Origin of the sequence: Mariniflexile sp. HMF6888 (assembly GCF_044335535.1) — a bacterium.
In the GTDB taxonomy this organism is placed as follows: domain Bacteria; phylum Bacteroidota; class Bacteroidia; order Flavobacteriales; family Flavobacteriaceae; genus Mariniflexile.
In genome coordinates this window covers 451,572-466,656 of the sequence record NZ_JBIQVZ010000002.1, presented here as the reverse complement: position 1 = coordinate 466,656, position 15,085 = coordinate 451,572, and the positions used below count along the sequence as shown (strand labels likewise).

Annotated in this window: 10 protein-coding genes; all 10 read left to right on the top strand. The window is 35.3% G+C overall.

From position 1 onward, the window contains the following. Positions 1-2 precede the first annotated feature (2 nt). Positions 3-1,202, top strand: coding sequence for a glycoside hydrolase family 88 protein (locus ACGLWY_RS07285; protein ID WP_396619016.1), 1,200 nt, complete (start codon positions 3-5; stop codon positions 1,200-1,202). After that, entirely contained in the window at positions 1,186-2,151 is a 966-nt protein-coding gene (locus tag ACGLWY_RS07280) for a hypothetical protein (protein WP_396619015.1), read from the top strand. The genes ACGLWY_RS07285 and ACGLWY_RS07280 overlap by 17 nt, the downstream gene beginning before the upstream one ends. A 2-nt stretch (positions 2,152-2,153) precedes the next feature. Next, complete coding sequence (locus ACGLWY_RS07275; RefSeq protein ID WP_396619014.1) at positions 2,154-2,909, top strand: alpha/beta fold hydrolase; 756 nt, start codon at positions 2,154-2,156, stop codon at positions 2,907-2,909. 66 nt (positions 2,910-2,975) lie between these two features. Further along, positions 2,976-4,271: an acetylxylan esterase gene (locus tag ACGLWY_RS07270; RefSeq protein ID WP_396619013.1), complete on the top strand. Its 1,296-nt coding sequence runs from the start codon at positions 2,976-2,978 to the stop codon at positions 4,269-4,271. 6 nt (positions 4,272-4,277) lie between these two features. After that, positions 4,278-5,879, top strand: coding sequence for a glycoside hydrolase family 28 protein (locus ACGLWY_RS07265; RefSeq protein ID WP_396619012.1), 1,602 nt, complete (start codon positions 4,278-4,280; stop codon positions 5,877-5,879). A gap of 13 nt (positions 5,880-5,892) precedes the next feature. After that, positions 5,893-8,283: a glycoside hydrolase family 2 TIM barrel-domain containing protein gene (locus ACGLWY_RS07260; RefSeq protein WP_396619011.1), complete on the top strand. Its 2,391-nt coding sequence runs from the start codon at positions 5,893-5,895 to the stop codon at positions 8,281-8,283. A 28-nt stretch (positions 8,284-8,311) separates the two neighbouring features. Then, positions 8,312-10,564 (top strand): glycoside hydrolase family 3 N-terminal domain-containing protein, encoded by a 2,253-nt coding sequence (locus ACGLWY_RS07255; protein WP_396619010.1) that lies wholly within the window; start codon positions 8,312-8,314, stop codon positions 10,562-10,564. Positions 10,565-10,586: 22 nt separating this feature from the next. Next, a complete protein-coding gene (locus tag ACGLWY_RS07250; RefSeq protein WP_396619009.1) occupies positions 10,587-12,170 on the top strand; it encodes a glycoside hydrolase family 28 protein in 1,584 nt (527 codons plus the stop codon). Positions 12,171-12,230: 60 nt separating this feature from the next. Then, entirely contained in the window at positions 12,231-13,727 is a 1,497-nt protein-coding gene (locus ACGLWY_RS07245) for a glycoside hydrolase family 28 protein (RefSeq protein ID WP_396619008.1), read from the top strand. 178 nt (positions 13,728-13,905) lie between these two features. Beyond that, positions 13,906-15,066 carry a hypothetical protein gene (locus ACGLWY_RS07240; RefSeq protein ID WP_396619007.1) on the top strand — a complete coding sequence of 387 codons (1,161 nt, stop codon included), beginning with the start codon at positions 13,906-13,908 and terminating at the stop codon, positions 15,064-15,066. Positions 15,067-15,085 lie beyond the last annotated feature (19 nt).

Here is a 15,085-nt window from a genome sequence, read left to right as displayed (position 1 = left end):
TTATGAATACATTAAGATTGACATGCTTTACAGTATTACTATTTGTAGTTTATGGGTGTCAGAACAAAGAAAAGAGTATCCCAAGCAGATTAGGTATTGATTCTGTTTTTGAGCGTGCAAACTCACAATACAAAGACTTGGCAGGGTTACTTCCATATAATAAGTTTCCCAGAAGTTTTGAAGATAATAAGTTAATTGCACGTAAATCAAATGATTGGTGCAGTGGTTTTTACCCAGGTTGTTTATTCTATGTTTATGAAAAAACAAAAGACTCTCTATTACTTTTAGAGGCTGAAAAAAGTTTAAAGGTTTTAGAAAAGGAAAAAACGAACAAAGCGACCCATGATCTTGGTTTTATGATGTTTTGTAGCTTTGGCAATGCTTATAGAATAACTGGCAATGAAGCTTATAAAAATGTAGTAAAAGAATCTGCTTATTCACTTGCTACACGTTTTGATTCTGTGGTAGGCTGTATCCGATCTTGGGATTTTTCAACATGGAACAATAAATGGGAGTATCCAGTTATTATCGACAATATGATGAATCTGGAAATGCTCATGTGGGCTGGAAAAGAATTTGCGGATTCCACCTTGACCAAGATTGCCATCTCTCATGCTGATAAGACGATGCAAAACCATTTTAGGGATGATTTTAGTAGTTACCATGTGGTGTCTTACGATACGATTACTGGCGCAGTTGAAAAGAAAACCACGTTTCAAGGCTATGCAGATGAATCTGCATGGGCTAGAGGACAAGGTTGGGGACTCTATGGATTTACGATGATGTATAGGTTTACGAAAGATCAAAGTTATTTAAATCATGCCAAAGGTATAGCCAATTATATTCTTACCCATCCTAATATGCCAAATGATATGGTGCCATATTGGGATTTTAATGCCCCCGATATTCCAACGGCAAAACGTGATGCATCCGCAGCAGCCGTTATGGCTTCCGCATTTTTAGAGCTGAAAGATTATGTAAATGAAGAAGATGCTTTGCGGTATGTGGAATCTGCAAAGAAAATGCTTTCTACATTATCGAGTCCAGAATATTTGGCTGAAAAAGGAACAAACAGTGGATTTCTTTTAAAGCACAGTGTAGGTCATTTTCCGAAGAATTCTGAAATAGATACTCCATTAATTTATGCTGACTATTATTTTTTAGAGGCATTACTAAAATTGAATAATGATGAAACACAGTAATATTAAGATCAATTTTGTTTGTATAGCGATATGCATTTTTTTTGGGACGTCTGTCTTTGGTCAATCGCGTGAGTTAATTTTCAGGTCGGGTTTTGAAGAAGGAACCACTGTTACTCAAATTGATCGTAAAGATGCCGAATTAAAAGGCATAGATACCTTAAATACCTCGAAAGGAAATTGGGAAGCCAATCTTGAAGGCGACCCCAATAACTGTGAGTTTAAAATTTATTATCAGGATGGAGATGAATCCATGCGTATTGCCAAGATTGTCCCAGACCCCATAAATCCAGAAAACAAGGTGGCTCATTTTAAAATTGACAAGCCTAATGTATTCAATGGGAAGAAAGGTCGTATCCAGGCCAATATGTATAATTGTAAAGAAGGATTTAAGAATTTAACCTATTCCATTCGTTTGTTCTTACCTAAAGACTTGGACGTTCTAAAGTCCTATCCAGATGCCTTTACATGGTTTACACTTATGGAGTTTTGGAACGATGCACCTTGGGAAAAACCAGAAACGGGGTTCCGAATATCAGTTGGGTTGCATAAGCCGAACAAAGGCATTGACTCTTTAAGATTTGCAATACATGGTCAGGTTTACAATCCGGAAACTAAAAAACATGGTAAAGTAATATGGGATGAAACCCAAAATAATTTTGCTGTACCTACAGGTAAATGGATGACACTTAAAGTAAATTTTGTTGAAGGTGATGAGGTTCATGGTATATTCCAACTTATAGCTGTCGTTGATGGAAAAGAGATTGAAATTTTTAATATCCACAACTATACATACAACCCTGAGAATCCTAATCCAGATGGGCTTACTCATCATAATCCTTTTAAGCTTTATACATCAGGAGAAATTATAAATTATATGAACTCTAAAGGAAAGTCTACGCATGTGTATTGGGATGACTACGAAGTTTGGGATAATTCTAATAAACAATAAATATGAAACAGTATAAAATTATTTTGTTGTTTGTTATTTCAAGCATTTCATTTCAACCTTTATTTTCTCAAGCAAATAATAAATCTGTATTTGTAATTGTTCATGGCGCATGGGGTGGTGGATGGGCTTTTAAAAAAGTAGATTCGCTACTTACAGCAACTGGGAGTGTGGTTTATAGGCCTACTTTAACAGGTCAGGGAGAGCGCGTGCATTTGGCGTCTTTGGAGGTTGGATTAGATACACATATTAAGGATATTGTGAACACAATTCTCTATGAAGATTTGCATGATGTTATTTTAGTAGGTCATAGCTATTCTGGTATGGTTGTTACTGGTGTCGCAGATAGTATACCTGAAAGAATTAAAAAGCTAATTTACATTGATGCTTTCGTTCCTAATGATAATGAAAGCATTGAGTTAATTAAAGGGAAAAGTATTAAAAATTATGAAGCTGTAAATGGCTTTGTAATTCCAACGTGGGTTTTAGAAGGGAAATTACCTCCTACGGATGTTCCGCATGCTTTAAAAACTTGGACAGACAAAATTTCTTTAAAAAATTCCGAAAGACTTAACATACCAACAACATATATTCTTACTGTAGATAAAGGTGCTGATCCTAAGTTAGATGATTTTGCACCACATGCTGAAAGAGCGAACAAAAAAGGGTGGAATATGATACAACTAGAAGCAGATCATAATGCGCAATGGTCGGCTCCAGAGGAGTTTGTTAAAATGCTGAAAGAAATAGAAAACCAATAAACTAACAGATAGTATTTTTTATATGCTCCATTAATGACACAGATACTATTATAAAATTCTTAAGAAATGAAACTAAAGTTAATAAGAATATTTTGTGTCGTTGCCATACTTTTTTTTAAAAGTATCAACACACTTTATGCCCAGCCAAGCCAATCAAGAGTACAAGTTATAGTAACACCAGACCATACCAATTGGAACTATAAATTAGGAGAAAAAGCCAATTTTAATGTTCAAGTTTTGCAAGATGGGCAGCTAGTACCTAATGTTAAAATCCATTATGCATTCGGATTGGAAAAAATGACCCATACGAAAGAAGATGATATTATGTCTGAATCTGGACGGGCTCATATAGATGGAATGAAAATCAATACTCCTGGTTTTCTTGAATGTGAGGTATCTATAGAAGTGAATGACAGAATCTATAAAGGAAGGGGAAGAGCTGCTTATGAACCACAAAATATTTTACCAACCGTAAAAAACCCTTCCGATTTTGATGCATTTTGGTCACAAGCAAAGGCAGAATTAGCAAAGGTGCCTATAGATCCGAAGCTAACACTGCTTCCAGAGTTATGTACCTCAAAAATAAATGTATATCAACTCAATATAGGTAATATTAAGAACAGTAGAATATATGGTATTTTATCAATACCTAAAGCCTCTGGTAAATATCCAGCAATATTAAGAGTGCCGGGAGCCGGTGTTCGATCATATGATGCGGACCTTCGGGCAGAGGATGGTTTTATTACCCTAAAAATAGGGATACATGGTATTCCGGTGAGACTGGATGATGGGGTTTATAGTGATTTAAAGAATGGAGCGCTTAAAGCATATTGGACCAGTAAATTAGATGATTTAGACGATTATTATTATAAACGGGTCTATTTGGGCTGTGTTCGGGCTGTTGACTATATTTTTTCCATGGAAGAATTTGATGGGGAAAATATAGCCGTTAATGGTGCTAGCCAAGGTGGAGGATTGTCCCTTATTACTGCAGGTTTAGATCCACGAATAAAATATTTAGCTGCCTTTTACCCCGCGCTATGTGATTTAACGGGGTATTTAGAAGGAAGAGCAGGAGGATGGCCCCACATGTTCAAAAATTATAACGAGGCAAAACGTCCAAACTGGATAAAGGTAGCCCCTTATTACGATGCGGTGAATTTTGCCAAAAGGATAAAAGTTCCAGGATGGTATTCGTGGGGTTATAATGACCCGACATGCCCACCAACGTCCATGTTTGCTGCTTATAATATAATAGATGCACCGAAAGAACTGAATATCTATTTAGAAACAGGACATTGGACATTTCCAGAACAATGGGACAAGGCGAATGAATGGTTTTATAAAAACCTAAAAAAGTAAAGACTTATGATCGCAGAAATCAAGAACATAAAAATTAGTATCAATAAATTATTACTTGTTTTTCTATGCATTGGATTTCAAGGATGGGGACAAAATACTTCAAACTTTATTAAGAACCTAAGGGCCCCTTCACTGGGTGTTACCTCGTCTACGGTGTTACTTCTTTGGGATGACCAATACGAGCCAAACGTTATGCTTGAAGATTATTCTAACTCCAAATTGTCTTATGATATTTATCAAGATGGTGTAAAAATAGCAACGGCAAATAAGCATACCTATACGGTAAAAGACCTTTCACCCGAACACAACTATAGTTTTTCAGTATGTGTTACAAAAAGTAAAGCACATAAATTTCTGGAAGAAAATGCTATTAATGTTACTACAAAAAAGGCAGGGAAAATTTTTAATGTAAAAGATTTTGGAGCAGTTGGCAATGGAAAAGTAGAGGACACCGAAGCCATACAAAATGCCATTAATAGTTGTGATAAAGGAGGAACGGTTTTAGTTCCATCCGGTTCTTACCTTATTGGTCAAATCGAACTAAAGAGTGATATGACGTTTGAGATCGAAAAAGGGGCATTTCTTACATTTATTGGTTATGACGATATCGGGGTTTTGAAGAGGTTCAAAACCACATTGGCTCACACTGATGGAGACAAAATCCATACGGGAAAAAGTTTGATTTATGGATCAAACATTCATGATTTAACCATAACTGGAGAAGGTGTTTTAGATGCCAATGGAGAAACTTGGTGGCCACATTTTCCAGTAGGTCTAGAAAAAGTAAATGGTGAAACGCGTCCACGTTTTCTAGAATTGGTAAAAGGGTCAAATATTCTCGTTCAGGGTGTGACATTTCAAGATTCACCAAAGTTTAATAATGTTCTTATTTATATCGATAATGTCATTTATTCAGATGTTAAAATTTTAAAATATTCAACAGTAGAAGGACGTAATGGTGATGGGCTAGATCCGTATGGTTCAAGAAATGTAACCATTGTGGGCTGTCTCTTTGGGAATCAAGATGATAGTATTGCGTTAAAAGGAGATGGTAAAAGCCGCTTTTGTGAAAATATTAAAGTGTTGGATTGTGTCTTTGATGGTAATGCAGCTCCAGGAGCATCACCTCTTGGCTTTGCTATAGGGAGTGGATGTAAGGTTAAAGGTGTTTTGGTAAAGAATTGTACGTTTATTGATGCCGCCAGTATAGCAAACATCAAAACAAAAAAAGACGCCTCGTACACTTTTGTAGAAGATGTAAGGGTGGAAAATATTACCTATATAAACACCAAACATATAGATAGAAAATGGAATCATGCCCCAATAGCTCTAGATCAGTATTATTATGCTCCAGAAGATAAAGGTCCAAAAGTGTTTCAGCCACTTACGCCAGAAACACCTTTCTTTAGAAATATCCAATTTAAGAATATCAGGATAAATAATCCTGTTGGGAGAGGTATCTATATTGCTGGATTTGCTGAACTTCCAATTCAACAGGTTTCATTCACTGATATGATGGTCAAGTCTCTAGACGGTTTTAGTATTCAGAATGTTCAAGATATATCAATGCAAAATGTTAAAGTAGAGTTAGTTACGCAACAAGATTGAAAAATAAATCAATATGAAACTTAAGTCCAATTTTTTATCAGTTTTAGCCAATTTAATTTTAGTGCTGGTTTTTTCCTGTAATTCAACGTCCAATGTTAAAAAGGGGTCGGAAATCGAAACGACGTTCCTTTTTAATCAAGATTGGAAGTTTATAAGATTGGAGGCACAAGATCAAAATAATAAAATGCTTCCAATAGGGGTTGATTTTCCTGATGAAGATTGGAAAACAGTTACTTTACCGCATACGGCTAACCTCGAACCTTATGTTACCTTAGAACAATGGCAGGGCATTTGTTGGTATAGAAAGACCATTGATCTCACTAAAGATCAATTGGGCAAAACATTTTGGTTAAAACTTGATGGCGCCATGAATGTGGCGGATGTTTGGATAAATAACAGTCATGTGACTCAACATTTAGGTGGTTTTTTACCCGTTGTTGTAGATATGTCCAAATTTCTTAATGAAGGGAAAAATGTAGTATCTGTTAAACTTAATAATGAGGATAGCCCAATAACAGGGCCAAAACCTTTAAAAATTTTAGATTTTAATACCTATGGTGGTTTGTATAGAAATGCATGGCTTATTGTGAAAGATAAATTATACATTACAGATCCCATTTTAGAAAATAAGCCGGCATCTGGAGGTGTATTTGTAACCTATCCCAAGATATCAAAAGATGAGGCATTGGCTTCAATAAAAGTTCATGTAAGAAATGAGTATGATGTAGATAAGCAGTTTATAGTTCTATCCGAGTTATATAAAGAAGATAAACTAATAGTAAAAACGCTTTCGACGGAAGAACACCTTGACCCCTCCCAAGATAAAGAGGTTATTCTTAAAATGAGTGTGCCATCTCCAGATTTATGGAGCCCAATGGACCCCAAAACCTATAGTTTAGTAACGAGCATCATTTCTAAATCGGGTCAAATTATTGATAAAGAATCCCACACCATAGGTTTTAGAAAGATAGAATTTAAAGAGCAAAAGCTTTACGTAAACGGAGAACCAATGTTTCTACGTGGTGTTAACCGGCACCAAGATTATCCCTATTTAGGCTATGCTATAAGTGATAATAGCCAATGGCGCGATGCAGTAAAAATAAAAGAAGGCGGTTTCGACTATGTTAGGCTGTCCCATTATCCACATGCCCCTGCATTTATGGAGGCATGTAACTCGTTAGGGTTGTTTGTTTTGGATGCCATACCTGGTTGGCAATATTTTAATGAAGACCCAAAATTCGCAGACCAAATAGAACAAACAACAAGAGATATGATTAGAAGAGATCGCAACAACCCCTGCGTATTAGCTTGGGAAGCATCTTTAAATGAGACCCAAATGCCAAAAGCGTTTATAGATAGATTAATTAAAGCAGTACAAGAGGAATATCCTAATGATAAGCCACTGACTGCTGGATGGATGGAATATGGATATGATATTTATTTGCAAGCTAGACAACATAGACATGATAATACTGTTGAAACTAAGAAACCATATAATGTATCAGAATATGGAGACTGGGAATACTATGCTCAAAACGCAGGTTTAAATCAAGATAGTTGGAACGATCTTAACGAATCTGACCGAACCAGTAGGCAATTGCTGGAATTTGGAGAAAAGGCACTTTTGCAACAGGCTACAAACATTCAAGAAGCACATAACGACAACCTTTATACACCAGCGCATGCTGATGGTTATTGGGTAATGTTTGATTATAATAGAGGCTATCATGATGATTTGGAAGCTTCCGGAATTATGAGTATCGATAGACTTCCAAAATTCAGTTACGATTTTTATAGAAGTCAACGTACTCTAGAAGAGAAGGCGTCACCAATGGTTTCTATTGCTAGTTATTGGACTCCAGAATCGTCATTAGATGTTAGGGTGTTTAGTAATTGTGATGAAGTTGCCTTGCTTTTAAATGGTGAGCAAATAGCCAAACAAAAGCCAGATGTCAACAGAATTTCAACAAATCTTAAAAATCCACCATTTACATTCAAAATAGAAGAATTTCAAGCAGGCACTCTTGAAGCTATTGGTTATATACAAGGAGAACCTGTTGCCCGTGATTCTGTAAGTACGCCAAATGAGTTCAAAAATATGACTATTGAGTTTGATGAGAGTGGCATTCAAGCCTCTACCAACGATGAAATTTTTGTTAGGGCAGTGGTTAAGGATGGAAACGGAACCATACTTCCTTATGAAAAAGGGCTAGTTCAGTTTACGATTATTTCAGGTAATGATGGCAAGTTGATAGGCGATAATCCTGCTGAAATTAAAGCTGGCATATCATCAATTATCTTAAAGACAGGTAATAATAAAACAGAATTTAAAATAGTGGCTCATTACAAGAATATACAGGCTCAAGGGACTTTAATCGTTCAATCTAAAATGTCAACTGAATAATAAAAACACCAATTTAAATAGAAAACAAATGGTTCGAAAAGCTATAATTTTTATCATTTTAACAGGAAACGTTTTCTTATCGTTTTCCCAAGAGTATCTCAACCCTCAGCTTCCGGTTGAAGAACGTGTTGATGACCTCTATAGTCGGATGACACTAAAAGAAAAAGTTGGTCAGATGACGCAGTATGTAGGATTGAAGTACATGCAAGGTTTAACAAGTGCAGATCAATTGGATGATATAGAGAACCAAGGTAAAAAAGAGTTCTATCCAGGTCTAGGTGTTAATGATGTAAAAGCTCGGATAAAAAATGGGGAGATTGGGTCTTTTTTACTTGTTAAAGGAGTGGATGAAGCTAATTTTCTTCAAAGTATTGCATTGCAATCTAGACTTAAAATCCCATTACTTATTGCAGAAGATGCCATACATGGTCACGCCCGATATGAAGGCGCAACCGTTTTTCCTACACCAATTGGTATGGCCAGTACATTTGATACCTTATTGGTAAAAAAAATAGCAACTATTACGGCTATAGAAATGAGGCAAACGGGTTGTCACTGGACGTTTTCTCCAAATGTAGATGTTGGTCGAGATGCACGTTGGGGACGTATCGGAGAAACCTTTGGAGAAGATCCGTTTTTGGTTGGAGAAATGGGACGTGCTATGGTTAAAGGATATCAAAATAATGAATTAGAAACAAGTGTTCTAGCTTGTGGAAAACATTTTGTGGCTGGAAGCCAACCTTTGCGAGGTCTCAATTTTAGTCCTATGGATGCTTCAGAAAGAGCTCTTAATGAAATTTGGCTACCTCCGTTTGAGAGCATTGTTAATGAGGGATGTGCAACCATAATGGCTGCTCACCATGATTTGAATGGCATTCCTTGTCACGCTAACGAATACTTGCTTAAAACACGACTTCGGGATGAATTAGGTTTCAATGGATTTATAGTCAGTGATTGGATGGATGTGAAACGACTTCATTCATTACATAGAATAGCGTCTTCACAAGAGGAAGCTAATAGGCTGGCCGTGAATGCAGGAATTGATATGAACATGCATGGTCCAGGTTTTTTCGAAACTGTAGTATCACAAGTAGAGAAAGGTGAAATTCCGGAAAAACGAATTGAGCAAGCTGTAAAAAGTATTTTAGCTTATAAGTTTAAGTTAGGCCTTTTTGAGAACGTATTGGTGGATCCCTCTAAAGTTAATTTAAGATCAGATACAGCAAAGGCAATAGCATTGGAAGCGGCACAAAAGTCTATGGTATTACTGGAAAACAAAAGAAATCTATTACCATTAAAGAGTTTAAAACAAACCCGTATTTTTTTAACAGGCCCTAATGCCAACAACCAAACCATACTTGGAGATTGGTCGGCAAGCCAGGAGGATGATCAAATTATCACGATTTTGGAAGCCTTTAAAAATGAACAAATAACTTTAGATTACTATGCAAGTGGAGACCATAGTAACATTTCTGATAAGGATATTGAAGAGACCAAATTACGGGCATCAGAATCGGATATTACCGTTTTGGTCTTGGGTGATAATCCTACTCGTAGTACAGAAGTTGTCCGAACTAGTGGAGAAAACTCAGATAGTGCAAATTTAAATTTATTTGGTAGACAAGAAGAACTGATACAGGCAGCTTATGATGCAGGCAAACCTGTTGTAGTTATTATTATTTCAGGTAAACCGAGAGCTATTAAAAAAGCAAAAGAGTTGGCCAGTGCCGTAATTTACGCATGGGAACCAGGAGAGTTTGGTGGGCAAGCTTTGGCCGATATTATTTTTGGTCGTTATAATCCTTCTGGCAAACTACCTATAACCTTTCCGTTAAGCTCAGGTCAGTTGCCTGCGTTTTATAATTATAGGCCCGCAGCATATTTCAGGGAATATAACGATGAGCCAACCGAATTTTTATATGAATTTGGCTCAGGTATGCATTATACTACAGTTACATATAATAATCTAGTTGTAGATGATGAGATTACGAATGAACAGCCAGTAAGCGTTAAGTTTAATGTATCTAATAGCGGCAATATGCCTGTCGAAGAGACTATACTTGTTTATGTAAGTGATGACTATGCATCAGTGACAACACCTGTGAAGTCCTTAGCGGCTTTTTATAAAGTTAAATTATTACCAAATGAAACAAGGCCCATTGAAATTAAAATTCCATATAAAACATTTTCATTATGGAACCAAAAAATGGAACGCGTTGTAGAAAAGGGAAGCTTTACAATAATGGTAGATGAGATGAAGGCTGCAACTCAATTAAAATAACAATTTAATTTAATAAGTAACTATGAATAAGATTTTTTTTAACCTATTACTTGGAATGATTCTGTTTTTTGTTGTAACGATAGGACATGCACAAAATGTTATAAATGTACTTGACTATGGAGCCAAAAATGATGGTGTATATAAAAATACATTGGCGATAAAAGCCGCTATAGAAAAAGCTTCATCACAAGGAGGAGGAACGGTTTATTTTCCCGCGGGTGATTATCTCACTGGACCAATCCATTTAAAAAACAATATCACGCTTCACATTGATGCAGGGGCAATTGTAAAATTCAGTGAGGATTTTGATGATTACCTTCCCATGGTTCCAACGAGGTTTCAGGGAGCAAATGGTATGGGGTTTTCACCTTTGATTTATGGGAACAATCTTCAAAATGTTTCAATTATAGGTATGGGCACTGTTGATGGACAAGGAGCGGTATGGCAAAAGGCTATTATGGACATACGAAAAGACAAAAAACAAGGAATTAAAAGAGAACCAAATAAATGGCAGAGGATTTTTGCCAAAAACAATCCTGAGAAAAAGAGTTTAGACCAGTCCGGATTTCAACGACCACTTTTTATTCAATTTTTAAACAGCTCCCGTATTAAGATAAAAGATATCAAAATAATAAACGCTCCATTTTGGACCGTTCATTTTGTAGATTGTGAAAATGTGACCGTAGACGGTGTTTATATTAAAAACCCTGAAGAATCTTCAAATACAGATGGTATTAATCCAGAATCCAGTAGAAATGTAAAAATCACCAATTGTGTCATCGATGTTGGTGATGATTGCATTGCCATTAAATCGGGAAAAGGACCTGAGGCTCGCGAAAATTATAAACCCTCAAAAAACATTCAGATAAGTAATTGTACCATGAAACACGGCGCCGCGGGCGTGGCAATAGGCAGTGAAATGTCTGCAGGTATTGAAGACGTGGTAATTAGTAATTGCTTTATGGAAAATACGGGAAAAGGAATTCATATTAAAACCAACAGGGATCGTGGGGGCTATATCAAAAATGTAAGGGTAAACAATGTTATTATCAAGGATATTCTCTATTGTTATGATGGGGTTCCGGCAGCGATACATATTAATGCCATGTATTACGATAAAGATTCCATTCAGTATATGCCCATAAACAAGAGTACACCAAAACTTGAAAACATTCATTTTTCAAACATAACCATGTCCAATATTAAGTATCCTGCTTTTTTGTATGGATTGGGAGAAAGCAATTTTAAGGACATTAGTTTTAGCAATATGGACATTAGCTCCGTTGAGGGGATGAAAATCAAAAATGTGGATGGACTTTCATTGAAAAATATTTTGATACGCTCAGAAGCTACAGATATTTTAAATGGAAAGTATATTAAAAATTTGAGTATTGAAGGATTAACAGTAAGAGATAGCGACAACAAGATTATAAATTTAGAAGACGCTATAGATGTAGATGTTATAGTAAATTCTACATCTCCAAAACGGTATAAAATTCTCGGAGAAACTACAAAAAACATAATTCTTTATAATTATTTAGACAATCCTATTCATGTAGATGTTAGTGAGGAGGTGCCTAAGGATGAGGTTTTTATAAAGCAATAAAAATAATTAAACAAACAAGATTTAATAGCATATACACTTTTATTTAAAATTATTTAAACTATGAAAAGATTCATACTACTTATTCAAATTATATGTCTTCCAGTATTAGGTTTTTCGCAAGAAAATGGAATATATAACATAAAGGATTATGGGGCCGTAGGTGATGGTTCAACCTTATCTACCCATGCCATTCAAACAGCCATAGACAGTTGTAATGCCAATGGAGGTGGAAAAGTTATAGTGCCTCCGGGAAATTATGTAACAGGGGCATTGTTTTTAAAGAGCAATATCTATTTTGAGGTTTATTCTGGCGCTACCCTTCTATTTGATGATACTATTGAAAACTGCCCCATTGTTGATGGACGATGGGAAGGGATTGAAAGGAAAGTGTATGCCTCCTTATTTACGGGACATGATTTACAAAATGTTACCATTACCGGAAGAGGAATGCTTAACGGACAAGGTGAAGCTTGGTGGGAAGCATTTTATAAAACCCGAGATATTAGAGCAAAAAATGGAATAACAGAAAGGGAACCTGACAATCCTGTCGGAAGTCCATTAAGAGTACCACGACCAAGAATGATAAATCTTTATAATTGTACCAACGTTTTGATTTCTGAATTGACTATAGTGAATTCACCTTCATGGACCATTCACCCTGTGTACTGTGAAAATGTAACCATAGAAAAAATATCAATAATTCAACCTTATGATTCGCCAAATACAGATGGGATCAATCCGGAATCGTGTAAAAATGTACGGATATTAAATTGTTTTGTTGATTGTGGGGATGATTGTATTACAATTAAATCGGGATATAATGAAGATGGAAGAAGGGTGGCAAAACCGTGTGAGAATATCGTTATTAGCAATTGCACTTTTGCCCATGGGCATAGTGCAATAGGCATAGGAAGTGAAATGTCCGGGGATGTTAGAAATGTAACTATTTCTAATTGTGTTTTTAACGGAACTTTACGTGGTATTAGAATTAAAACAGGTCGAGGAAGAGGAGGTGTTGTTGAAAATTATAGGGCTGATAATATTATAATGAATAATGTTACAACTGCTATTTCCATTGACATGTATTATGGGAATAAGGATACGGCTAAATTACCGGTTACCATTGAAACACCGTTTTTTAAGAATATTCAGTTAAGTAATATTACTGCTGTTAATGTTGAAAATGCTCTTATTGTAAAAGGCTTACCAGAGGCTCCTGTTGAGGGTTTATCTATAGTAAACTCAAACTTTACTTCCAAAAACGGATTTCAAACTAGTTTTATAGAAAATGCCAAATTCATAGATGTCACTGTTAACTGTGAAAACGGAAATCCTTTAACTATTGACAATGGAGAAACTGTTGATATTGATGGTTTTAAATCTGAAAATATAGAGAACAATGAGGCAATTATAAAATTAAGCAATAGTAATGACATTTATATTCATAATTGTAATACCAAAGAATCAACAGAAATATTTTTGCAATCAAAAAACACAGAGAATTTAAAGTTGGACAATAATTGGTTATACGGTGCTTCTGTTGTTAATGAAAAATAATCAAAATAAATACTTCAGATAAGTTTAGGGTTCAGAAATAAATCTAATAGCAAGCTAAATTCAATTGTAAATAAAAATTAATTGAAAAATTAATTATAAAATATTTAATAAAATGATGAAAACATATATTAAAATAACATCTAATGATTTCAACTGTTTAAAATATAAAACAACTTGTATGCTTCTTGTATTTTTTTTTGGATTAAACGTCACATTTGGACAGGAAGAATGGAAGTTTACTAACAGTGTTGTTGAAGGGAATCAATTTGATGTAGTTTCCTTTAAAAATAAAATACATATCATCGCTGCCCATTACTATGAGCTAGATACTGTGGGTAATATTGTCTTTGAAGATAATAGGATTGCAGATTCAAGACAGCAACCAATGGATTATGAACCCGCTATAGGAGTAAGTAAAAATGGAACAGTTCATACCTTAACAAGAGAAGGAGGTAATTGGAATGAAGGTCATATTCTAAATTATAGTAAAAAGGATTCTACTGGTAATTGGCTTATAAGAAATATGCAGGTTTCTGAGCCTGTAAAAAGAAATTATGTTGTAGGACTTGCAGCATTGGATAATGGAGATGCGTATTTGGTACATACTGACCCAACAGGACAAGAAGATATAAAAAATCTTTTTAGCTTTTATGAGGTCACACCTAAAGGAATTCAACGCTTAGGAAAGTTTGAGACAAGTTATAGTAGATTGGATGCTAATTTTCAAATGCGATATAATAATGGGAAAGTATATATGCTGTCGGGTAACCCTTGGCCAGATGGAAGTATTTGGTATTTTAATGCCTTGGAAGGAACGGATTTTATAAACCAACTGGAGAATTCCAAAAATAATATATCTCAAGGAATAGGTAGAAAATCTAATCCAGATATAACTTTTAATGAAGACGGTATCGGTATTTATTCATATGGTGCTTTTCAGTCCGTTTATTACAACTTAATAAAGAATGGAAATAGATTATATACTGACGATAAGCTATTGTTTTCAGATTTAGGAGAATGGCATTTATCTAGTGGCTTATCAGCCGTTTTTACCCTTTCTGGAGGCGAGGTTATAATGGCTATAGCTTTAAAGAGCAGACCAGACTTGTGTGATGATGATGAATCATGTATTGCCAAAATGAATAAAGGGGAAATAGTTTATAAATACTCTATAGATGGTGGAAATCATTGGACAGAAACAAAAAGTACAGAAAGATATACCAATGCAGGAGAAGGTAGGTCTATTCCTAAATTAATAGCACTAAATAATACTTTTTATTTGTTTTATTCTGATGAAGGAAAACTGAATATGGGGACATTCTCAATACCTAATGATTAGAATTTTCAAATGAAAGGAT